Raw genomic sequence first — 22,162 nt, 5'->3', positions numbered from 1 at the left:
TTGTGAAGCCCAACCAATTACCTCCGCGTGTCAGCCTTCTATGTGTGCTGCCGGTGAGGATTTTTTTTGCAGGACTTTCCCCATGTGTTGTCACGGCCGATATATGGGCGTGATCAGGGGCGCTCGATATCTACCCGCGTAGAATTTCTGGCCAGGTAGGCTGAGGGGACCTGCGGGGGTCTGGGGAACCCCCCGGAGAAACAGCCGCACCACACCACCACCGGGAGTGCCAGTGGCACGCGTCGTAGTCGACGTCATGCTCAAGCCCGAGATCCTCGACCCGCAGGGACAGGCGGTGCAGCGCGCACTGCCCCGTCTCGGCTTCGAGGGAATCGCGGACGTACGTCAGGGAAAGCGTTTCGAGCTCGAGGTCGAGGGGCCGGTCGACGACGCCGCCCTCAGCCGTATTCACGAGATGGCCGAGACGTTCCTCGCCAACACCGTCATCGAGGACTTCACCGTGAAGGTGGAGAAGGCCGAGGAGTCGAAGTGACTGCTCGTATCGGAGTCGTCACCTTTCCCGGCACGCTCGACGACAAGGACAGCCTGAGGGCCGTACGGGTCGCGGGCGCCGAACCCGTGTCGCTGTGGCACCGCGACAAGGACCTGCACCAGGTCGACGCGGTCATCCTGGCGGGCGGCTTCTCCTACGGCGACTACCTGCGGGCCGGAGCCATCTCCCGCTTCTCGCCGGTCATGGAGACGATCATCGAGAACGCGCGGGCCGGGATGCCGGTCCTCGGTATCTGCAACGGCTTCCAGATCCTGACCGAGGCGCATCTGCTGCCCGGCGCGATGCTGCAGAACAACCACCTGCACTTCATCTGCCGCGACCAGAAGCTGCGCGTCGAGAACGCGGAGACCGCCTGGACCTCGGACTACTCCACGGGCCAGGAGATCTCGGTACCGCTCAAGAACATGGACGGGCGTTACGTCGCCGACGAGCGCGTCCTCGACGAGCTGGAGGCGGAGGGTCGCGTCACCTTCCGCTACCTGGACGTGAACCCCAACGGTTCGCTGCGCGACATCGCCGGCATCACCAACGCCGCAGGCAATGTCGTCGGTCTGATGCCGCACCCGGAGCACGCCGTCGAGCCGCTGATCGGAACCGGTCGTACCGACGGCCTCGGTTTCTTCACCTCGATCATCAAGAAGCTGGTCAACGCATGAGCCTGGATACGGTCAAGCACGCGGCCGAGACCCCGGACGTCGCGCAGCCCTGGAAGGAGCTCGGCCTCAAGGAGGACGAGTACGCCCGGATCCGCGAGATCCTGGGCCGCCGTCCCACCGGCGCCGAGCTCGCCATGTACTCCGTGATGTGGTCCGAGCACTGCTCGTACAAGAGCAGCAAGGTTCACCTCAAGCAGTTCGGCGAGAAGGTCCCCGTCAACGACGCGATGCTCGTCGGCATCGGCGAGAACGCCGGTGTGGTCGACGTCGGTCAGGGTTACGCGGTCACCTTCAAGGTCGAGTCGCACAACCACCCCTCGTACATCGAGCCCTACCAGGGCGCGGCCACCGGCGTCGGCGGCATCGTCCGCGACATCCTCGCCATGGGTGCCCGCCCCGTCGCGGTCGTCGACCCCCTGCGGTTCGGCGCGGCCGACCACCCCGACACCAAGCGGGTCCTGCCCGGCGTCGTCGCGGGCATCGGCGGCTACGGCAACTGCCTGGGTCTGCCGAACATCGGCGGCGAGGTCGTCTTCGACGCCTGCTACCAGGGCAACCCGCTCGTCAACGCCGGCTGCATCGGCGTGATGAAGCACGAGGACATCCACCTGGCCAAGGCCTCCGGCCCCGGCAACAAGGTGATCCTGTACGGCGCCCGCACCGGCGGAGACGGCATCGGCGGCGTCTCGGTGCTGGCTTCGGAGACCTTCGAGTCGACCGGCCCGGCGAAGCGTCCGGCCGTCCAGGTCGGCGACCCGTTCCAGGAGAAGCTCCTCATCGAGTGCACCCTGGAGATCTTCGGCGAGAAGCTCGTCGCCGGTATCCAGGACCTCGGCGGTGCGGGCCTTTCCTGCGCCACCTCGGAGCTGGCCTCCGCAGGCTCCGGCGGTATGCGCGTCGAGCTGGACACCGTGCCGCTGCGCGACTCCTCCCTCTCGCCCGAGGAAATCCTCATGAGCGAGTCGCAGGAGCGCATGTGCGCGATCGTCGAGCCGCAGCACGTCGAGCGTTTCATGGAGATCTGCGAGAAGTGGGACGTCATCGCCACCGTCATCGGTGAGGTGACCGAGGGCTCGCAGCTGGAGATCTTCTGGCACGGCGAGCAGATCGTGGACGTGCCGCCGCGGTCCGTCGCCCACGAGGGCCCGACGTACCACCGCCCGTTCGCCCGTCCGTCCTGGCAGGACGCGCTGCAGGCCGACGACGCGGGCAAGCTGGCCCGTCCGGCGAACGGCGCCGAGTTGCGCGAGCAGGTCCTCAAGCTGGTCGCTTCGCCGAACCAGGCGTCGAAGTCCTGGATCACGGACCAGTACGACCGGTTCGTGCAGGGCAACACCGTGCTCGCGATGCCCGAGGACGCCGGCATGGTCCGGATCGACGAGAAGTCGAACCTGGGCGTGGCCATGGCGACCGACGGCAACGGCCGGTACGCCAAGCTCGACCCGTACACCGGTGCGCAGCTGGCGCTGGCGGAGTCGTACCGCAATGTCGCCGCCTCCGGCGCCAAGCCGCTCGCGATCTCGGACTGCCTGAACTTCGGTTCGCCCGAGGACCCGGACGTCATGTGGCAGTTCGCCGAGGCCACCCGTGGTCTCGCGGACGGCTGCCTGGAGCTGGGCACTCCGGTCACCGGCGGCAATGTGTCGCTGTACAACCAGACCGGTGAGACGGCGATCCACCCGACGCCGGTCGTGGCCGTGCTCGGTGTGATCGACGATGTCACCCGGCGTACGCCGGTCGCCTTCGCGGAAGAGGGCCAGCTCCTCTACCTGCTGGGCGACACGCGTGAGGAGTTCGGTGGCTCGGCCTGGTCCGAGGTCGTCCACGGCCACCTGGGTGGCATGCCGCCCGAGGTCGACCTGGGCCGCGAGAAGCTGCTCGGCGAGATCCTGATCTCGGCCTCCCGCGACGGCATGATCGACGCGGCGCACGACCTCTCCGACGGCGGTCTGATCCAGGCCGTCACCGAGTCCTGCCTTCGTGGCGGGAAGGGTGCCCGGCTGGTCGTGCCGGACGGTCTGGACGCATTCACCTTCCTCTTCTCCGAGTCGGCGGGGCGCGCGGTCGTCTCGGTTCCGCGCAGCGAGGAGCTCCGGTTCAACGACATGTGCGGGGCGCGGGGTCTGCCCGTCACCCGTATCGGTGTCGTGGACGGTGAGGAGATCGAGATCCAGGGCGAGTTCAGCATTCCGCTGAGCGAGCTGCGCACGGCGCACGAGGAGACCATTCCGGGTCTGCTCGCCTGACGCCTGATCCTGTTCGAGGACGGCCCCGCCCGGTTCATGGGCGGGGCCGTTCTCGTTCCGTCAAGTTCGGCGGACCCGGAACTCCGGGAATTCCGCCGAGCCGCATGTGCATTTCCTGCTGATGGACTATCGGGGTGCGGATGTGGACAGCCTGCGGAATTCTGTTCAGCCGGTGGTGCAGCGGTGTTCCGGTGAATCGCCGGGCATTCACCTTCGGTGGTACGGGCAGGACTCGGACCGGGGCCGCCACCGGTGCGGGCGGCGATCAACTCGCCCATGGACCCGGCAAGTCCGCACAGCGCCGAATCGCTCAGGAAGGTGGCTACGGCCCCGATGAAGACCTTCTTGGTGCCGAGTGCGTCGCAGAGGTTCCCGTGCAGCGGCAGTGCCGCTGTCGCGGCGAGCTGACAGGCGGCGATCGGCCGGGGGATCTCGTCGGCGTCGTGCGCCGGATCGAGATCGCGGACGATCGGCACGGACGCCGACGAGACGATGTCCCTGCCGAGCACGGCCGGCAGGGTCGTGGCGATGCAGAGCACGAAGCCGATGATGCGTTGCCGGCCGGTCATGTTTGTGGACATGGCAGGACTCCCCTCCGGAGCAGCGCAGTGCTGCTGCGGCCGCACCACCGTGTCATAGAAATGTACTAAGTCAATATTTAATCCGAGAATAATCTTCATCCTGGTACAGTGATGCCATGACTGAGGGGATGAGCCTGCGCGAGCGCAAGAAGCTCCAGACGCGTCACCGTCTGCTGACCGCGGCCACCGAGCTCTTTGCCGAGCGCGGCTTCGACAAGGTCTCGGTCGCTGAGATCGCCGAGGCGGCCGAGGTGTCGAAGATGACCGTCTTCAACTACTTCGCCGGCAAGGAGGACTTGGTCCTCGCTCCGATGGAGGAGCACATCGGTGATGTCGCGCGAGTGGTGCGGGACCGGGCCCCCGGCGAGTCCGCGGCGGCCGCCGTGCGGCGTCAGTTCCTGGCCGCCATCGAGGCCCGTGACCCCTCCGTCGGGCTGAGCGACGCGCCGGTGGTGCTCGGGCTGCGCCGGCTGATCCAGGAGACCCCGGCGCTACTCATCCGGGCCCACGCATTCTCCATGCGCTCCTTCGACCTGCTCGCCGAAGTCCTGGTCGAGGAGGGCGAGGAGCCGTCCATCGCCCGGATCGCGGCCGCCCAGCTGATCGCCACCCGCAACGCCCTCATCTCCGCGAATCAAATGCGGCTGCTGGCGGGGGAGCCGGCGGACGCGGTGGCGCCGGATGCCGTCGCGCTCGCCGAGCGCGGTTTCGATCTGCTCGACAAGGGACTGGGAGACTTCGCGACCAGGTCCTGAGGCAGCAGGCCCGACAGGGCTCAGTGCCTGTCCGACCGTGAGCCGCCGGACACCCCTTAGGCTCCTGGACCATGCCGCCGTCCCAGAAACGAGCCCGTCGCTACGACCCGGCCAGGACCCGCACCGCGGTCCTGGCGCAGTTCGCGCATGTCCGTGAAGCCGTCCGCGTCCTGACGCCCGAACAGCTCGCGCTGCCGACCCGGCTCGGGGACTGGACCGTGCGCGAACTGGCCGTCCATCTGGCCATGGCGCTCTCGCACGTCACGCGGAATCTGGAGTTGCCCGAACCCGCCTCGCCCAAGCCCGATCTGACGCTCCTCGAATGGCCGTTCTCGACCGCGGACCGGGCCGGGCGCATCGCCGACGACACCAAGGCTCTCGCCGCGGACCGTCCGGACCTGGACGCGCTGTACGGGGAGGTCGCCGGGCGGTTCGAGGAGCTGGTGTCCGACGCCCCGGAGGACCGGTTGCTGCCGACCCGGGCCGGCGCGATGCGGCTGGCCGACTTCCTGGTCACCCGTACCGTCGAACTCGTCGTGCACACCGACGATCTGAACGAGGCGGCCGGCCTCGGTATCCCGTACGACCGGCAGGCGCTCGCCGCCTGCACCCGGCTGTTCGCCGACGCCGTCGCGGAGAAGGCGCCGGGCGGCTCGGTCGAGGTGCGCGTCCCGCCGTTCGCCGTCGTCCAGTGCGTCCAGGGCCCCAAGCACACGCGCGGTACGCCGCCCAATGTCGTCGAGACCGATCCGCTCACCTGGATCCGGCTCGCCACCGGGCGTACGGAGTGGGCCCATGAGCTCGACGCGGCGAAGGTCAGCGCCAGCGGTGAGAGGGCCGATCTCGCCGGGCTGCTGCCCCTGATGGGGTGAGGGGGAACCGGACGACCGCCCGGACCGTCCCAGGGCCATGCGGAAACAAGGTACGGCCGTCGGAGTCCTGGCCCTCCTGGTCCTGGCCGCCTGCGGTACGGAGACGGGCGCCGGGGCCGGTTCGGGGTCCGGTTCCGACGGTGGCGCCGTGCGGACCGATCTGCCCGTCACCGGTGTCCGCTGGGGCGTCGAATCGGTGACGGTCGACGGGAAGCGGACCGCCGCCCCCTCCAGCGCCCATGTCGAGATCGACTCCAAGGGCCGGGCCACCGGGAACTACGGATGCAACCGCTTCACCGCCGATGTCCGCATCGACGGCGAGACGATCACGGTCGGGCCGGGCACGAGCACCTCAATGGCCTGCGAGAAGGACGTCCAGCGGTTCGAGGCGGCCATGTCCGGCGCGTTCAGCGGCGAACTCACCGCGGCCTTGGCGAAAAAGACCCTCGTCCTGAGCGCGGAGAACGGCGACTCCATCGCCCTCACGGCGCAACGGCCGGCCCGGCTCACCGGCACCACCTGGACGGTCACCACCCTGGTTTCCGGCACGGTCGCCTCGTCGCTGCCCGCGGGTGCGCAGGAGAGGGCGCGACTGAGCTTCGGCAAGGACGGCTCCGTACAGGGCACCCTCGGCTGCAATCGGTTCCGCGGCACCGCGGCGGTCTCCAGTTCCACCATCACGTTCGGCCGGATCGACGGCACCAAGATGATGTGCCCGGCCTCCCGGATGAAGCTGGAGCGCGAACTGCTCGCGATCCTGGACGGCCGGACGACGTACCGGATCGATCACCGCACCCTGTCCCTCACCGCGGAGAACGGCAAGGGGCTCGGCGCATCGGCCACCGGGACAAGGGGCTGACTTTCCCTGCGCCACCTTTGCCGAGGCCCCCGAGAAGCCGCATACCGGGCTCCCGGGTGTGAGGCTCACCACGAAACGGACGTTCGGCCGGACTCCGTTACAGAGCATCGATCGGCTCACCGAGCGCCACCATCCGGCCGGCTGCCCCCCGTGCCCCGAGTGGCCGGAACTAGCCGGTAACCGGCCGCTGGTCCGGGTGACCGCTGCCCTGTGGCCGGTCCGCACCTCTCCGCGACCGGGAAATGGTCACTCCGATTGACTGTCCGAACCGGCCCGCGAACCTCCCCTGGGAGCGCTTCCCCGGTGCTCGGGCCCGGTATCCCGAATTCGGACCAGTGGTCGATCTCGCCTACACTCGGTGGTGTGCCTCGTGGTGATGGACGACTCAACCACGACCTGCTCCCCGGAGAGAAAGGCCCCCAGGACGCTTGTGGCGTCTTCGGTGTCTGGGCTCCGGGCGAAGAGGTCGCCAAGCTCACCTATTTCGGACTGTATGCCCTGCAGCACCGTGGACAGGAGTCCGCGGGCATCGCAGTGAGCAACGGGTCCCAGATCCTGGTCTTCAAGGACATGGGACTGGTCTCGCAGGTCTTCGACGAAACGTCTCTGGGATCTCTCCAGGGCCATATCGCGGTCGGTCATGCCCGCTACTCCACCACCGGTGCCTCGGTGTGGGAGAACGCGCAGCCGACGTTCCGTGCGACCGCGCACGGCTCGATCGCCCTGGGTCACAACGGCAACCTGGTCAATACGGCCCAGCTCGCCGAGATGGTCGCCGACCTTCCCCGCAAGGACGGTCGCGCCACCCAGGTCGCCGCGACGAACGACACCGATCTGGTGACCGCGCTGCTCGCCGGCCAGACCGATGAGGACGGCAAGCCGCTCACCATCGAGGAGGCCGCCGCAAAGGTGCTTCCCGATGTGAAGGGCGCCTTCTCCCTCGTCTTCATGGACGAGCACACCCTCTACGCCGCCCGCGACCCGCAGGGCATCCGCCCGCTGGTTCTCGGCCGCCTCGAGCGCGGCTGGGTGGTGGCCTCCGAGTCCGCCGCTCTCGACATCTGCGGTGCCAGCTTCGTTCGCGAGATCGAGCCGGGCGAGCTCGTCGCCATCGACGAGAACGGCCTGCGCACCTCGCGGTTCGCGGAAGCGAAGCCGAAGGGCTGTGTCTTCGAGTACGTCTATCTGGCCCGCCCCGACACCGACATCGCCGGGCGCAACGTCTACCTCTCCCGCGTGGAGATGGGGCGCAAGCTGGCCGCCGAGGCCCCCGTCGAGGCCGATCTGGTCATAGCGACTCCGGAGTCCGGCACCCCCGCCGCCATCGGCTACGCGGAGGCCAGCGGCATCCCGTTCGGCGCCGGACTGGTGAAGAACGCCTATGTCGGCCGGACCTTCATCCAGCCGTCCCAGACCATTCGCCAGCTGGGTATCCGCCTCAAGCTGAACCCGCTCAAGGAAGTCATCAAGGGCAAGCGCCTCGTGGTCGTCGACGACTCGATCGTCCGCGGCAACACCCAGCGCGCACTGGTCCGGATGCTCCGCGAGGCCGGCGCCGCCGAGATCCACATCCGGATCTCGTCCCCGCCGGTGAAGTGGCCCTGCTTCTTCGGCATCGACTTCGCGACCCGCGCCGAGCTGATCGCCAACGGCATGACGGTCGACGAGATCTGCACGTCGATGGGTGCCGACTCGCTCGCGTACATCTCGCTCGACGCGATGGTCGAGGCGACGACGATCGCCAAGCCGAACCTGTGCCGCGCCTGCTTCGACGGTGAGTACCCGATGGAGCTGCCGGACCCGGAGCTGCTCGGCAAGCAGTTGCTGGAGACCGAGCTGGCGGCAGGCCCTGCGGCAACCGCCGCGTCCGACGCACTGCGTCGTCCGTGACGGCCCAGCCGTACACCCCTGGCCACCAGCCCCGTATTTCCACACGAAAGATCCCAGGCAATGTCTGAGACAACAGGTGCTTCCTACGCGGCAGCGGGCGTCGACATCGAGGCCGGCGACCGCGCCGTCGAGCTGATGAAGGAGTGGGTGAAGAAGACGCAGCGCCCCGAGGTCGCGGGCCTCGGCGGCCTCGGCGGTTTCGCCGGGCTCTTCGACGCCTCGGCCCTCAAGCGTTACGAGCGTCCGCTGCTCGCCTCCGCCACCGACGGCGTCGGCACGAAGGTCGACCTCGCCCGCAAGATGGGCGTGTACGACACCATCGGCCACGACCTCGTCGGCATGGTCGTCGACGACCTGGTCGTCTGCGGTGCCGAGCCGCTCTTCATGACCGACTACATCTGCGTCGGCAAGGTGCACCCCGAGCGTGTCGCGTCCATCGTGAAGGGCATCGCCGAAGGCTGTGTCCTCGCCGGCTGCGCCCTGGTCGGCGGCGAGACCGCCGAGCACCCGGGTCTCCTCGGTCCGGACGACTTCGATGTCGCGGGCGCCGGTACGGGCGTGGTCGAGGCCGACCTTCTGCTCGGCCCGGAACGTATCCGTAAGGGTGACGTCGTGATCGCCATGGCGTCGTCCGGTCTTCACTCCAACGGGTACTCGCTCGTCCGTCACGTGGTCTTCGACCGGGCCGGCTGGGCACTGGACCGCGAGGTCGAGGAGTTCGGGCGGACGCTCGGCGAGGAGCTTCTGGAGCCCACCAAGATCTACTCGCTGGACTGCCTGGCCCTCACCCGTACGACCGAGGTGCACGGCTTCAGTCACATCACCGGCGGCGGCCTCGCCAACAACCTGGCCCGGGTCATCCCGGACGGACTGCACGCCACGGTCGACCGCTCCACCTGGACGCCCGGCGCGGTCTTCGACCTGGTCGGCAAGGCGGGTCAGGTCGAGCGGCTGGAGTTGGAGAAGACGCTGAACATGGGCGTCGGCATGATCGCGATCGTCCCGGAGCAGTCCGTGGATGTCGCCCTGACGACGCTGGCCGACCGTGGGGTCGACTCCTGGGTCGTGGGCGAGATCACGGAGCGCGGCGCGCACACCTCGGGTGCCGAGCTGGTGGGCGACTACGCGCGATAGGCACGGGCGGGCACACCGGGATCACCCGGTGACCGCTTCGTCCTCGGTCGCCGGGCTTCTCACCCGTCCGGCGATCGGGGAAACCGAAGCCCGCCCGAGCAGCCGGACCGGATCGGGGTAGCACAGAACCCGGTCCGGGACAGGCCCGGACCGGGTTGATGTGTCAGCGCGAGGTCAAGCGCCGCGGCGCTGTGACGACGGACCGGACTGATCGTCCTCGTCCTCGTCCTCGTCGTCGTTGTACAGATCCGCGTACTGTGCGTACGGGTCATCTTCCTCGTCGTCGTCCTCGAACGGCTCTGCGTTCGGTGGTTGACTCGAAGGCGATGCGCCCAGCTCATTGGCCAGACGCGACAGGTCAGTCCCGCCGCTGCTGTACTTCAGCTGGCGGGCGACCTTTGTCTGCTTGGCCTTTGCCCGGCCGCGCCCCATGGCTCGACCCCCTCGGTGACGGGGCTCGACGGCCCCAGAGTCTTGACACGCGTTCATGTTTCAGGACGGACTCTCGGCAGAGAGACCGTGCCCGTAGGGCTTTAACGGTACCTGCTTCCGCGGCCATACGGTACGCCGCCCGCATCACGTGCCCCGGAAGAGGACCGGCGAGAAGCCCCGTCCTCGCTGGTCAACTGCGATTTTAACCTCTTCTTGGCATGCGACCCGCCGACCGACGTGAGTCTTGTCTCGCCGGTCGGCGGGTCCGCAGGCAGGAAGAGGTCGAAACGCCGGGTGATGCCCCCGCGACCGTCAGCTACGGCGCGCTTCGGCCATCCGCTGTTCGGCGATCCGGTCGGCCGCGGCAGCCGGCGGAATGCCGTCATCCTTCGCGCGTGCGAATATGGCGAGCGTGGTGTCGAAGATCTTCGACGCCTTGGCCTTGCACCGGTCGAAGTCGAACCCGTGCAGCTCGTCGGCGACCTGGATGACGCCGCCCGCATTCACCACATAGTCGGGTGCGTACAGGATCGACCGGTTCGCGAGGTCCTTCTCGACGCCGGGGTGCGCGAGCTGGTTGTTGGCCGCGCCGCACACCACCTTCGCCGTGAGCACCGGAACGGTGTCGTCGTTCAGCGCGCCGCCGAGCGCGCACGGGGCGTAGATGTCGAGGCCCTCGGTACGGATCAGCGCCGCGGTGTCCGCTGCGACGGCGACCTCGGGGTGCCCATCGGTGATGCGGCGGACGGATTCCTCCCGCACATCCGTGATCACGACCTCCGCACCGTCGAGAAGCAGATGCTCGACCAGGTGGTGACCGACCTTGCCGACTCCGGCGACCCCCACTTTTCGGCCACGCAGCGTCGGGTCGCCCCAGAGGTGCTGGGCGGAGGCCCGCATGCCCTGGAAGACGCCGAAAGCGGTGAGGACCGAGGAGTCGCCGGCGCCACCGTTCGAAGGGGAGCGGCCGGTGGTCCACCGGCACTCGCGGGCGACGACGTCCATGTCGGCGACATACGTGCCGACGTCGCAGGCCGTCACGTAACGGCCACCGAGCGAGGCCACGAACCGGCCGTAGGCCAGCAGCAGTTCCTCGCTCTTGATCTTCTCCGGGTCACCGATGATGACGGCCTTGCCGCCGCCGTGGTCGAGACCGGCCATGGCGTTCTTGTACGACATACCGCGCGACAGGTTCAGCGCGTCCGCGACGGCCTCTTCCTCGGAGGCGTACGGATAGAAGCGGGTGCCGCCGAGGGCCGGGCCCAGAGCGGTGGAGTGGATGGCGATGACGGCCTTGAGGCCGCTGGCACGGTCCTGGCAGAGCACGACTTGCTCGTGGCCCCCCTGATCCGAGTGGAACAGGGTGTGCAGGACGCCGTCGGTCACATCGGTCACTGTGGTGACTCCCAAGTACGAAGCGGCGGAGGACCCTCCTGAAGGTGGGGAGGGCCGCGGACCGGCCGGCACGGCCGGTCCGACTGGGCAAGAGCGTAAGTCCTACGCGGACGTAGATCTGTTCCAGTGCCCAGGATCACCCCCCGGCGGAGTACTGGCATGACACGATTTGCTGCATGTCGGTGGTGTCCTCAGTGCTCGTCCCTTACGCGTCCTACCTCCGGGTGTACGAGCCGCTGGCCGCCTTCCCGGAGCCCGAACGCGACCACTGGGCCCGTTACGCCGGGCGCACCCGAATTCCCACGGCACAGGACGAACTACGCCGTTCGCTCGCCGACTTGGTGGCCACACCGCCGGTCGGCGTGCCGGTGCACGAGAGCGGGGACGCGTTCGTCGCCGAGATGGACGGCGTGGTGTGCGTCTGCCCGTGGCGGACCAGGCTGCGCGGCTGGCTGGCGCTGGACGAGCTGATGGAGATGTTCCCCGGGCCGGTGCTCGACGTCGTGCTGCCGCCGGTGGTGCGCGGGCAGGCCGTCGCGGACCACGAGCGGTGGGCGGAGCGCAATCCGGACGCCAGGCCCTGGATCCTCACCTCGGTGTGGCAGGTCCCGGTGCGCTGGTTCGTGCTCTTCTCCGACGAGGAGCGGGAGTACGTGGAGGCGGGCGAGGGCGGTGAGCCGCCCGTGCTGCGCTACCGGACGCCGATGGTCCAGGCCCGGCGCCGGCTGGCCCGGGCGCTGAAGACATTGCGGGAGGCCGTGGACGAGGGGCCGCTGACCGAGGGGCTCGTGGACGTGGGGCGCTGGCTGGAGGAGTTCCATCCGCGCGCACTGGTCGAGCTGGACTATGCAGGTCTGGTGCACGCACTGCCGGCGGCGCAGCTCGCCGGGGACCGCTCGGCCGCCGATGTGGCCGAGGGCATCGTGGCTCTGCAGGCCGGCGACGCCGAAGGGGCGAGTGAGGCGTACGGGCGGCTGGCGGAGCGCTGGCGGGCGGTAAGGGATCGTCAATTCGCGAACTGACAGGGCCTCATCCGCCTCTGAACCTGTGACCCATGTGACACGTGAGGATGAAGAGGCGGAAGAGTACTTCAGTGGTCCTAGGACCTACGTCCCGAACCGGGCCTTTGCCTCAAGCGTGATGGATAGCACTAACGGGGCCCTTGCGTCCTTCCCTACTCCTCGTGCCAAAATAGGACAAGGAGTCCGGGGAGGGCTCCTTCCGTCCAAGTAGGGGCGGAATGCTCAGCATTGCACGCTATGGGGGGTCTGATGGCTCCTGATCACTCTGTGACTGATCGTCACGGTGGTGTGACTGTCCGCTATGGCATGGTCCATCGGCTTCCGTCGCTGATGAACACCTGGGAGGGCAATTCCATCGGTTTGGCCGACGTGGCTGGACGGATGGTGTAGTTGTAGTGCCGAGGACAAGCCGTTCGTCCTATAACCGACTCGGCCCGCGTCCGCCATTTCGGGCAACGCGGGTCAAGGTGCAGAATTTAGAGGAAAGAACCGAGATGGTTCGGTTCTCCCGAGGAGGCCGCTCATGACCGCTCGCACCCCTGATGCCGAGCCGCTGCTGACCCCGGCTGAGGTTGCCACGATGTTCCGCGTGGACCCGAAGACGGTTACCCGCTGGGCCAAGGCGGGCAAGCTCACGTCCATCCGCACGCTCGGTGGACATCGCCGGTACCGCGAGGCAGAGGTCCGCGCACTGCTTGCGGGTATTCCGCAGCAGCGCAGCGAGGCCTGACACACCCCCTGCCGCCGCGCCACAACTGGGCTTCCGGGTCCCCCAACTCGTACAGGCCCACCCATAGCTACAAATGACGGGCGCCCGCCCCAACGGGCGCCATACCTGTGCAATACGGGTACGTCGTTCGATCGCGCTGGACTCCGCCGGGTCCAGCGCGATCTTTTTTGTGCTCTCACGGACCGGGGGCCTTCCCCGATCGCGCCGCTCCGGCCGGCTCGGGCGTCGTTGGAAACCGGGCGTCCGGTTGGCTCCGGCCAGGGTGCCGTGCGGGCTTGCGCGGGTCTGTGCGGGACTGTTCCCGACCGCCCCGGGGCGGTCGGGCCGGGGCGGTTCGGAAGGTCCCGCGGCACTCCCGTCCGAGTGGTGCAATTGCACATATTAAATTCGCCAGTTGTAGGAAGGGTGTAAGGTCACCCCTTCTCAAAACTCATTCGGTGACTCCCGTCACACTGCATGAGCCTTGCCAAGTACGAGCCTGCCACCTTCAGGAAGCGGAATGCCGCGCCATTGGTCACCCGGTCGAGGGACTTTCGTCCTGGCCCTCCTGCCCCTCCTGGTCCTCCTGGCCTTCCAGGGCGCCGTCCTGGCGCCCCGCGCACAGGACCGGCGGCTCGGGCGGGGAGGCGATCCGGGAGGCCGTCACGGGCTCCATGACGAGCCGCAGGAGTCGATGGCAGATCGGACAGCGGTGAGTGAGGTGGCGGTAGCCGGAAGCGGCGGCCAGGTGGGCGCGCAGGAGTGCGCGGGTCTCGTGCCCGGTGGACGCCGTCATACGTGCCACCTCCCGGTGGACTGCCGCCCCGCGCCGGGGAACAGGGGCAGCCCCTGTTGTCTGAGTACTCGTCGGCAGTTGCCGGAGTCAAGACGCACGAAAGCCCGGATCCAGAAGGATCCGGGCTTTCGTTACTGCGGTCCTGACGGGATTTGAACCCGCGGCCTCCACCTTGACAGGGTGGCGAGCACTCCAAACTGCTCCACAGGACCAGGTTTTCGCGGCTGCCTTGCGGCTGGCTGCGAAGACAGACTCTACAGCAGGTCAGAGGGTCTGGTCGACCTCACCGAAGGTGGTGGTTCCGTTACGGCTCCGAACCGGGGCTGTCTCACGGGGCCGCCGCGTCGATCGCCTTCACGATCCGCTTGTCGGAGACGGGGTAGGCCGTCCCGAGGGCGTGCGCGAAATAGCTGACCCGGAGCTCCTCGATCATCCAGCGGATGTCCAGGACCTCCTGCGGAACGGGCCTGCCCCGCGGCATCTGTTCGAGCAGCCAGGCGTACTCGTCCTGCATCTCGTGGACCTTCGCCATGCGCGTGGTGTCGCGCTGGACGGCTGTCGGCATCTGCTGGAGCCGGCGGTCCACGGCGACCAGATAGCGCATCAGGTCGGGCAGCCGGCGCAGCCCGGTCGCGGTGACGAAGCCCGGCGGCACGAGGGCCGCGAGCTGGTCCCGTGCATCGGCGACGTTGTCGACCAGGACGAGGCTGTTGGTGGCCTTCAGGCGCCGCTCGCAGGCCTGCCAGGCGGCCAGTACCTGCTGCACCTGCTTGACCGTGTGCTCGGTCAGCGCCACGAGGTCGGCGCGCACCTTGTCGTACAGCTTGCGGAACGACTCCTCGTCCCAGGCCGGGCCGCCGTGCGCGCCGATCAGCCGGTCGGCGGCCGCAGTCGCGCAGTCCTCGAAGAGCGCCTGGATGGAACCGTGCGGATTGCGGGACAGAGCCAGCTTCTGCTGGTTCGTCAGCTTGTCCGAGACGAACTTCGCCGGGTTCACCGGGATGTTCAGCAGGATCAGCTTCCGGGTGCCGCGCCACATCGCCTGCTGCTGCTCGGCCTCGGTGTCGAAGAGCCGCACGGCCACTGTGCCTGCCGCGCCTCCCTCCTCGTCGACCAGGGCCGGGTACGCCTTGACCGGCTGGCCGGCCCGGCGGGTCTCGAAGACGCGGTTCAGGGTGCCGATCGTCCAGTCCGTGAGCCCCGAACGCTCGATGGACTCGCCCGAGGGCCCCGCAGTGGCCGCGGCGGCCTTGGAGAGGGCCTGACGGGCCTTGGGGCGCAGCTGGAGCTTCAGCGCCTCCAGGTCCTTGTCCTCGGCCACCTTGCGGCGCCGCTCGTCGATGATCCGGAAAGTGATCTTCAGGTGGTCCGGGATGCGGGTCAGGTCGAAGTCGTCGGCGCCGACCGGGACGCCGACCATGCGCTGGAGCTCCCGGGCCAGCGTGACCGGCAGCGGCTCCTGGAGGGGGACCGCCCGGTCCAGGAACTTGCCCGCGTAGTTCGGCGCGGGGACGTAGTGCCGGCGGATCGGCTTGGGCAGCGAGCGGATCAGCTCGGTGACCACTTCCTCGCGCAGGCCCGGGATCTGCCAGTCGAAGCCCTCGGCGGTGACCTGGTTGAGCACCTGGAGCGGGACGTGGACGGTCACACCGTCCGCGTCCGCACCGGGCTCGAACTGGTACGTCACCCTGAACTTGAGCTTCCCCTGCCGCCAGGAGTCGGGGTAGTCGTCCTTGGTGACGGCCCCGGCCTTCTCGTTGATGAGCATCGAGCGCTCGAAGTCCAGCGCGTCCGGCTCGTCGCGGCGCTTGTGCTTCCACCAGGAGTCGAAGTGCGCCCCGGAGACCACGTGATCGGGGATGCGCCGGTCGTAGAAGTCGAAGAGCGTTTCGTCGTCCACGAGGATGTCGCGGCGCCGCGCGCGGTGCTCGAGCTCCTCGACCTCGCCGAGGAGCTTGCGGTTGTCGTGGAAGAACTGGTGGTGGGTCCGCCAGTCGCCCTCGACCAGGGCGTTGCGGATGAACAGATCACGGGAGGTCTCGGCGTCGATCCGGCCGAAATTGATCTTGCGCTGGGCGACGATCGGCACCCCGTAGAGCGTGACCCGCTCGTACGCCATCACCGCCGCCTGGTCCTTCTCCCAGTGCGGCTCGCTGTAGGTGCGCTTCAGCAGGTGCTGGGCCAGCGGTTCGATCCACTCCGGCTCGACCTTGGCGTTGACCCGCGCCCACAGCCGGGACGTCTCGACCAGCTCGGCCGACATCACGAACCGAGGCTGCTTCTTGAAGAGCGCCGAACCGGGGAAGATCGCGAACTTGGCGCTGCGGGCGCCCAGGTACTCGTTCTTCTCGGTGTCCTTCAGCCCGATGTGCGAGAGCAGCCCGGCCAGCAGCGAGGTGTGCACCGACTGCTCGGGGGCGTCCTCCTCGTTGAGCTGGATGCCCATCTGCTTGGCGACCGTGCGCAGCTGCGCGTAGATGTCCTGCCATTCGCGGATGCGCAGGAAGTTCAGATACTCCTGCTTGCACATCCGGCGGAAGCTGGACGAGCCGCGCTCCTTCTGCTGCTCGCGGATGTACCGCCACAGATTCAGGAACGCCAGGAAGTCGGAGGTCTCGTCCTTGAAGCGGGCGTGCTGCTGATCGGCCTGGGTCTGCTTGTCCGAGGGCCGCTCGCGCGGGTCCTGGATGGAGAGCGCGGCGGCGATCACCATGACCTCGCGGGCACAGCCGTTGCGCTCGGCCTCGATGACCATGCGGGCCAGGCGCGGGTCGACGGGCAGCTGCGAGAGCTTCCGGCCGAGCTGGGTGAGCCGCTTCTTCGGATCCTTTTCGTCCGGGTCGAGCGCACCGAGTTCCTGGAGGAGCTGGATGCCGTCGCGGATGTTGCGGTGGTCCGGCGGGTCGATGAAGGGGAACTTCTCGATGTCGCCGAGGCCGGCAGCGGTCATCTGAAGGATGACGGAGGCCAGGTTCGTACGCAGGATCTCGGGGTCGGTGAACTCCGGACGGGTCAGGAAGTCGTCCTCGGAGTACAGCCGGATGCAGATGCCGTCCGACGTACGCCCGCAGCGGCCCTTGCGCTGGTTGGCGCTGGCCTGCGAGATCCGTTCGATCGGCAGCCGCTGGACCTTGGTGCGGTGGCTGTAGCGGGAGATCCGGGCGTTGCCCGGGTCGATCACGTACTTGATGCCGGGGACGGTCAGCGAGGTCTCGGCGACGTTGGTCGCCAGGACGATCCTCCGGCCCGTGTGGCGCTGGAAGACGCGGTGCTGCTCGGCGTGCGACAGACGCGCGTAGAGGGGGAGCACCTCGGTGTGGCGGAGATTCTTCTTGTTCAGCGCGTCCGCGGTGTCGCGGATCTCGCGCTCGCCGGAGAGGAAGACCAGGACATCGCCGGGGCCCTCCGACTGGAGCTCGTCGACGGCGTCGCAGATCGCGGTGATCTGGTCGCGGTCGGAGTCGTCGCCCTCCTCCTCGAGGAGCGGGCGGTAGCGCACCTCGACCGGGTACGTACGCCCGCTGACCTCGACGATCGGCGCCTTGCCGAAGTGGCGCGCGAACCGCTCGGGGTCGATCGTCGCCGATGTGATGACGACCTTCAGATCCGGGCGCTTGGGCAGCAGCCTGGCCAGATAGCCGAGCAGGAAATCGATGTTCAGCGACCGCTCGTGGGCCTCGTCGATGATGATCGTGTCGTACGCGCGCAGTTCGCGGTCCGTCTGGATCTCGGCGAGCAGGATGCCGTCCGTCATCAGCTTGACGAACGTCGCGTCGGGGTTCACCTGGTCGGTGAAGCGGACCTTCCAGCCCACCGCCTCGCCCAGCGGGGTCTTCAGCTCGTCGGCGACACGCTCGGCGACCGTACGGGCCGCGATCCGGCGCGGCTGGGTGTGCCCGATCATGCCCCGGACACCGCGCCCCAGCTCCATACAGATCTTCGGGATCTGCGTGGTCTTGCCGGAGCCGGTCTCCCCGGCGACGATCACGACCTGGTGGTCGCGTATCGCCTCCAGGATCTCGTCCTTCTTCTGGCTGACCGGGAGCTGTTCCGGGTACGACAGGGCGGGCATCCGCGTGGCACGCAGCGCGAGCCGCTCGGCTGCCTTTCCGGCCTCGGTGGCGATTTCGTCCAGCACGGTCTGCCGGGCCTCGGGCTTACGGATGCGGCGCGCCCCTTCGAGACGGCGGCCGAGCCGGTGTGCATCGCGGAGCGAGAGCTGTCCGAGCCGGTACTGGAGATCAGCGAAGGAAGTAGACATACGGAGCCCAGGATCTCACCCGGGCACGAAGAACGGCGAACGTATTTCGTGCGGTCCGGGTCACCACATCGGCACTGCGCGGAGGCGCGGGATCACAGCACGTACCATTTCCGGCAGCTGACCACCCGTTGCCCCGTCCGGAAAGGCCCCTCGCCGTGTCCCGTACGCAGTGGTGCTGCCTGGTGGCGGTGCTCGCGGTCGCGCTGGGGCTGTTCTGCGGTCCGGCGACGGCTGCCGCGGGTGATGCAGGACGTACGGCGGTCGCGGCTGCTGAGGCCGGCGCCGAAAGGGCGGCCGCTTCGGCCGCCCTCGGCAGGGATGCCGCGTCCACCGGCCCCGCCCTGGCCACCGCGTCGGCCGTGGACCGGCACGGGGCCCCGGGGTGCGGAAAGAGCCGGAAGCACGAGGACGGCGAGCCCGCTCTGCCGGGCCGGACCCGTGCGGCGTACGACCAGGCGCCCGGCCTCGCCGCGTGGGGCCTGCCCGCCGCCGGACAGGGGCCCGTCCGCCCGCCCGTACGGATAAAGCTGCACGGCCCCGCGGCTGCCGCGCCCACTCCGGTCGAGCTCTCCGTGTTGAGGGTGTAGACGGCCGCTCTCCGACCGGCCGTCCCTTTTCCTCCCGCATAACCAGCACGGAGTTCCGCATGCCCAAGTCCACGTCCTCACGTCCGCCGTCGTCCAGGAAGCCGCTGATCTACGGCGCCGGAGTCGTCATCGCCGCAGCCCTGCTCGGCTTCGTCTCCTACCGGGCCACCGCCCCCGACCACTCGGCTTCTTCCTCTTCCTCCTCGTCGGTCGCCGATGCCACTGCGGACCCGGACGCCGGCGTCTATCCGGAGCTGGCGAAGCTCGCCCGGCGCGACGCCGGTGACAAACTCGCGCAGGGCAGGGTGGACGCGCCCGTCGTCCTCATCGAGTACGCCGACTTCAAGTGCGGCTACTGCGGCAAATTCGCCCGCGACACCGAACCGGCCCTGGTGAAGAAGTACGTCGACAACGGCACCCTGCGCATCGAGTGGCGCAACTTCCCGATCTTCGGCGCCGAGTCCGAGGCGGCCGCCCGTGCCGCCTGGGCCGCCGGGCAGCAGGGCCGCTTCTGGCAGTTCCACCGTGCCGCGTACGCCGAGGGGGTCGAGGAACAGGGGTTCGGCAAGGACCGGCTGAAGGCGCTCGCCCAGCAGGCCGGGGTCGCGGACCTCGACCGGTTCGCGCGGGACGCCGACAGCTCCGCCGCCTCCGCCGCGGTGGGCAAGGACCAGGAACAGGGGTACGGGATCGGCGCGACCTCCACCCCGTCGTTCCTGATCAACGGCCGGCCGATCGCCGGAGCCCAGCCGATGGAGACCTTCACCCTGGCCATCGAGGAGGCGGCCGAGAAGGCCCGCAACACCGAGGACGCCAAGGGTGGCAAGGACGCCGGGGGCAGCGCGAAATGACGGCTGACATCGGCTACTTCGCGGCCTTCCTCGGCGGGCTGCTCGCCCTGGTCAGCCCGTGCAGCGCGCTGCTGCTGCCCGCCTTCTTCGCGTACTCCATCGACTCCACCTCGCGGCTTCTGGCCCGCACCGGCATCTTCTACGCCGGTCTGGCCACCACCCTCGTCCCGCTCGGCGCCGCGGGCTCGTACGCCGGACGGCTCTTCTACAGCCACCGCGACGCGCTCGTCCTCGGCGCCGGGTGGCTGATCATCGTGCTCGGCATCGCGCAGATCGTGGGTCTGGGCTTCGCCTCGCGCCGGATCGCCGCGCTCAGCGGTCGGATCCGCCCGACCACCGCTGTGTCCGTCTATGCGCTGGGCGCCGTATACGGACTGGCCGGTTTCTGCGCCGGTCCGATCCTCGGCAGCGTCCTCACGGTGGCGGCGGTCAGCGGCAGCCCGGTCTACGGCGGACTGCTGCTCGCCGTCTACGCCCTCGGGATGGCGGTCCCGCTCTTTCTGCTCGCTCTGCTCTGGGAACGCTTCGACCTGGGCCGACGGGCCTGGCTGCGCGGTCGTACCTTCCGGCTCGGCCGCTTCGAGCTGCACACCACGACGCTGCTGTCGGGGCTTTTCTTCATCGGTCTCGGCGTGCTGTTCCTCGCGTACGACGGGACGACGGCGCTGCCCGGACTGCTGGACGTGGACAAGTCGTTCGCCGTCGAGCAGTGGGCCCAGCGCATCGGAGAGCATGTGCCGGACACAATGGCGCTGGTGGCCGCGGTCGCGGCGGTGCTGCTGGTTCTGGCGGTACGGGCGTGGCGCGGCCGGGGCGTGAACTCGGAGGACCGGGAAGAGGCCTGACACGACGAAGGCCCCGTCCATCGGACGGGGCCTTCGGGTGGTGGCTGGGGCCGGGATCGAACCGGCGACCTATCGCTTTTCAGGCGATCGCTCGTACCAACTGAGCTACCCAGCCACGCAGCTCATAAGGGCTGCAGCGGTCCTGACGGGATTTGAACCCGCGGCCTCCACCTTGACAGGGTGGCGAGCACTCCAAACTGCTCCACAGGACCAAGCTTTTGTGCGACTAAGTGTCGCACAAGGTGGTGCGTGCCCCCAACGGGATTCGAACCCGTGCTACCGCCTTGAAAGGGCGGCGTCCTGGGCCACTAGACGATGAGGGCAGAACTGCTGGTGCTACTGCTTCTGCGTCTGTCGCCCGAGGGGACCTGAGAAGCATATGACTCCGCTTTCCCCCGAGAGGTTCCGCTTCTCCTTCAACCTCTAGGGTCTCAGAACGGTCAAGCCCTGACCGGCGCCCTTGGGCACGTCGGAGACTGTACTACGGCGTTTCGGCGTCAGCCAAACCGAATAGGCGAAGGGGTCGCTCCGGCCGGGTCCTCCTCCGGCAGATGGCGGCTGACCTCGGCCGTCGTCGGGTCGGCACCGCCCGGGGCGATCTCGGCCCGGCCCGTGGGCGGCGGCGACCGGGCCCGGTGCGTGGCCGTACGGGACAATGGCGGGGTGCTGGAGATGACGCGCGAAGAGTTCGAAGAACTGGTCGCCGAGGCGCTGGACCGGATCCCGCCGGAGCTGACGCGGCTGATGGACAACGTCGCGGTGTTTGTCGAGGACGAACCCGACCCGGGCGATCCGGAGCTGCTCGGGCTCTACGAGGGGACGCCGCTGACCGATCGAGGCGAGTGGTACGCGGGGGTGCTGCCGGACCGGATCACCATCTACCGCGGGCCGACGCTGCGGATGTGCGAGTCGCGCGAGGACGTCGTCGCCGAGACCGAGATCACGGTTGTCCATGAGATCGCCCATCACTTCGGCATCGATGACGAGAGGCTGCACGCGCTCGGCTACGGATGAGCGCGCGCCGCGCAGGAGGCGTGCGGGAGGTGTGCGGGCCGGGCGCGGGGCGTGTCCCCGGCGGGGCAAAGGGAGTTGGGCACGGTGCCCCCCGCTTTTTCCCGTACCGCTCCGCCCCCTCTTCGTACTCCGGAGGTGCCTCCCGTGCGCCAGTTGTCCGCCCCCGCCCGATGGGCGGCCGTCATCGCAGTGACGGTCGCCGCGTCCACAGGCTGTATGAGCGTCGGCGACGACGGAGGGAAACCGGCGCCGTCGACGACGTCCGAGTCGAAGAGGGGCACGGCGGGGCCGGACGGTGGCACCGTGGCGGGCAGTGGCGGTGCCCGCCACGGTGGTGGCGGTGCCGAGGCGCATTCCGAACGGGAGGCGGCCGAATCGGCGGAGCCGAGCGGCTCCGCCGGCCCTTCGGGCTCGCCCGGCGGCGTACGCCCCGGCGCGAAGCCGGGTGATCAGGGGTCGGCGGGGAGTGGCGGGCTGCCGGTGCCCTCGGTCTCGCAGCCGGGGCCCGGGGTGCCGCATCAGCCCGAATCCCCGCCGCCGTCCGAGCCCGCCTCCCCCGAGCCGCCCGCCTCCCCGGAGCCGGAGCCTTCGGAACCGTCGCCGCAGCCGTCCGCCTCGTCGGCGGCTCAGCTCCGCAAGCGCGCGATGCGTGCGCTGAAGGGGCCGTCGACGCTGCGGACGCCGGATGTCTCGCCGCAGGTGGGGCCGGTTTAGCGGAGGGCCGATGGAGGGCGGTTTGCGCG

Annotated in this window: 19 protein-coding genes and 4 tRNA genes; 15 read left to right on the top strand and 8 right to left on the bottom strand. The window is 68.8% G+C overall.

Features of this window, described 5'->3' with window-relative positions:
• Positions 1 to 232 precede the first annotated feature (232 nt).
• The 8 genes from purS (at position 233) to purM (ending at position 9,507) form a co-directional block, all read left to right on the top strand.
• Positions 233 to 493, top strand: a complete 261-nt coding sequence (gene purS, locus IEZ15_RS30115) for a phosphoribosylformylglycinamidine synthase subunit PurS (protein ID WP_176729353.1) — start codon at positions 233 to 235, stop codon at positions 491 to 493.
• Positions 490 to 1,170, top strand: coding sequence for a phosphoribosylformylglycinamidine synthase subunit PurQ (gene purQ / locus IEZ15_RS30110; RefSeq protein ID WP_189280198.1), 681 nt, complete (start codon positions 490 to 492; stop codon positions 1,168 to 1,170). Before purS ends, purQ begins: the two co-directional genes overlap by 4 nt.
• The gene (gene purL, locus IEZ15_RS30105; RefSeq protein ID WP_189280197.1) at positions 1,167 to 3,416 is read left to right on the top strand and encodes a phosphoribosylformylglycinamidine synthase subunit PurL; all 2,250 of its coding nucleotides are present in this window, start codon (positions 1,167 to 1,169) and stop codon (positions 3,414 to 3,416) included. The genes purQ and purL overlap by 4 nt, the downstream gene beginning before the upstream one ends.
• A 697-nt stretch (positions 3,417 to 4,113) precedes the next feature.
• Positions 4,114 to 4,752: a TetR/AcrR family transcriptional regulator gene (locus IEZ15_RS30100; protein WP_189280196.1), complete on the top strand. Its 639-nt coding sequence runs from the start codon at positions 4,114 to 4,116 to the stop codon at positions 4,750 to 4,752.
• A gap of 71 nt (positions 4,753 to 4,823) precedes the next feature.
• On the top strand, positions 4,824 to 5,624 hold the full coding sequence (locus tag IEZ15_RS30095) for a maleylpyruvate isomerase family mycothiol-dependent enzyme (RefSeq protein ID WP_189280195.1): 801 nt from the start codon (positions 4,824 to 4,826) through the stop codon (positions 5,622 to 5,624).
• Positions 5,625 to 5,661: 37 nt separating this feature from the next.
• Positions 5,662 to 6,483 (top strand): META domain-containing protein, encoded by an 822-nt coding sequence (locus tag IEZ15_RS30090; protein WP_189280194.1) that lies wholly within the window; start codon positions 5,662 to 5,664, stop codon positions 6,481 to 6,483.
• Between the two features lie 363 nt (positions 6,484 to 6,846).
• A complete protein-coding gene (gene purF, locus IEZ15_RS30085) occupies positions 6,847 to 8,373 on the top strand; it encodes an amidophosphoribosyltransferase (protein ID WP_114245671.1) in 1,527 nt (508 codons plus the stop codon).
• A gap of 60 nt (positions 8,374 to 8,433) precedes the next feature.
• Positions 8,434 to 9,507 (top strand): phosphoribosylformylglycinamidine cyclo-ligase, encoded by a 1,074-nt coding sequence (gene purM / locus IEZ15_RS30080; protein WP_189280193.1) that lies wholly within the window; start codon positions 8,434 to 8,436, stop codon positions 9,505 to 9,507.
• 174 nt (positions 9,508 to 9,681) lie between these two features.
• On the opposite strand, the gene IEZ15_RS30075 is transcribed toward purM, so the two are convergent.
• Both IEZ15_RS30075 and IEZ15_RS30070 read right to left on the bottom strand, forming a co-directional pair.
• A complete protein-coding gene (locus IEZ15_RS30075) occupies positions 9,682 to 9,939 on the bottom strand; it encodes a DUF3073 domain-containing protein (protein ID WP_030929682.1) in 258 nt (85 codons plus the stop codon).
• 312 nt (positions 9,940 to 10,251) lie between these two features.
• The gene (locus tag IEZ15_RS30070; RefSeq protein ID WP_114249173.1) at positions 10,252 to 11,334 is read right to left on the bottom strand and encodes a Leu/Phe/Val dehydrogenase; all 1,083 of its coding nucleotides are present in this window, start codon (positions 11,332 to 11,334) and stop codon (positions 10,252 to 10,254) included.
• A gap of 176 nt (positions 11,335 to 11,510) precedes the next feature.
• Here IEZ15_RS30070 and IEZ15_RS30065 point away from each other — a divergent pair, with 176 nt between their 5' ends.
• The gene (locus IEZ15_RS30065) at positions 11,511 to 12,356 is read left to right on the top strand and encodes a DUF8083 family protein (RefSeq protein ID WP_189280192.1); all 846 of its coding nucleotides are present in this window, start codon (positions 11,511 to 11,513) and stop codon (positions 12,354 to 12,356) included.
• A gap of 523 nt (positions 12,357 to 12,879) precedes the next feature.
• The gene (gene bldC / locus IEZ15_RS30060; RefSeq protein ID WP_003949541.1) at positions 12,880 to 13,086 is read left to right on the top strand and encodes a developmental transcriptional regulator BldC; all 207 of its coding nucleotides are present in this window, start codon (positions 12,880 to 12,882) and stop codon (positions 13,084 to 13,086) included.
• 514 nt (positions 13,087 to 13,600) lie between these two features.
• Here the strand turns inward: bldC and IEZ15_RS30055 are convergent.
• From IEZ15_RS30055 to hrpA, 3 genes are all read right to left on the bottom strand, one after another.
• A complete protein-coding gene (locus IEZ15_RS30055) occupies positions 13,601 to 13,861 on the bottom strand; it encodes a DUF6274 family protein (protein WP_189280191.1) in 261 nt (86 codons plus the stop codon).
• 137 nt (positions 13,862 to 13,998) lie between these two features.
• A tRNA-Asp gene (locus IEZ15_RS30050) sits at positions 13,999 to 14,073 on the bottom strand.
• Between the two features lie 116 nt (positions 14,074 to 14,189).
• Positions 14,190 to 18,122 (bottom strand): ATP-dependent RNA helicase HrpA, encoded by a 3,933-nt coding sequence (gene hrpA / locus IEZ15_RS30045; protein WP_189280190.1) that lies wholly within the window; start codon positions 18,120 to 18,122, stop codon positions 14,190 to 14,192.
• 155 nt (positions 18,123 to 18,277) lie between these two features.
• Here hrpA and IEZ15_RS30040 point away from each other — a divergent pair, with 155 nt between their 5' ends.
• From IEZ15_RS30040 to IEZ15_RS30030, 3 genes are read left to right on the top strand one after another with little or no spacing between them, the layout of a single operon-like run.
• A complete protein-coding gene (locus IEZ15_RS30040) occupies positions 18,278 to 18,709 on the top strand; it encodes a hypothetical protein (protein WP_189280189.1) in 432 nt (143 codons plus the stop codon).
• A 59-nt stretch (positions 18,710 to 18,768) separates the two neighbouring features.
• Positions 18,769 to 19,560, top strand: a complete 792-nt coding sequence (locus IEZ15_RS30035) for a DsbA family protein (protein WP_189280188.1) — start codon at positions 18,769 to 18,771, stop codon at positions 19,558 to 19,560.
• On the top strand, positions 19,557 to 20,405 hold the full coding sequence (locus tag IEZ15_RS30030) for a cytochrome c biogenesis CcdA family protein (RefSeq protein WP_189280187.1): 849 nt from the start codon (positions 19,557 to 19,559) through the stop codon (positions 20,403 to 20,405). Before IEZ15_RS30035 ends, IEZ15_RS30030 begins: the two co-directional genes overlap by 4 nt.
• 38 nt (positions 20,406 to 20,443) lie before the next feature.
• Here the strand turns inward: IEZ15_RS30030 and IEZ15_RS30025 are convergent.
• The 3 genes from IEZ15_RS30025 to IEZ15_RS30015 form a co-directional block, all read right to left on the bottom strand.
• A tRNA-Phe gene (locus IEZ15_RS30025) sits at positions 20,444 to 20,520 on the bottom strand.
• A gap of 22 nt (positions 20,521 to 20,542) precedes the next feature.
• Positions 20,543 to 20,617 (bottom strand) — tRNA-Asp (locus tag IEZ15_RS30020).
• Positions 20,618 to 20,655: 38 nt separating this feature from the next.
• Positions 20,656 to 20,728, bottom strand: a tRNA-Glu gene (locus tag IEZ15_RS30015).
• 340 nt (positions 20,729 to 21,068) lie between these two features.
• On the opposite strand from IEZ15_RS30015, the gene IEZ15_RS30010 reads away from it, so the two are divergent.
• Positions 21,069 to 21,419: a metallopeptidase family protein gene (locus IEZ15_RS30010; protein ID WP_030929660.1), complete on the top strand. Its 351-nt coding sequence runs from the start codon at positions 21,069 to 21,071 to the stop codon at positions 21,417 to 21,419.
• A gap of 144 nt (positions 21,420 to 21,563) precedes the next feature.
• Complete coding sequence (locus IEZ15_RS30005; protein ID WP_189280186.1) at positions 21,564 to 22,133, top strand: hypothetical protein; 570 nt, start codon at positions 21,564 to 21,566, stop codon at positions 22,131 to 22,133.
• Positions 22,134 to 22,162 lie beyond the last annotated feature (29 nt).

The sequence above is a fragment of the Streptomyces atratus genome (assembly GCF_014648655.1).
Taxonomy (GTDB): Bacteria; Actinomycetota; Actinomycetes; order Streptomycetales; family Streptomycetaceae; genus Streptomyces; species Streptomyces atratus.
The sequence above is the reverse complement of the archived record's forward strand: the minus strand, read 5'-3'. Positions and strand labels throughout refer to the sequence as shown.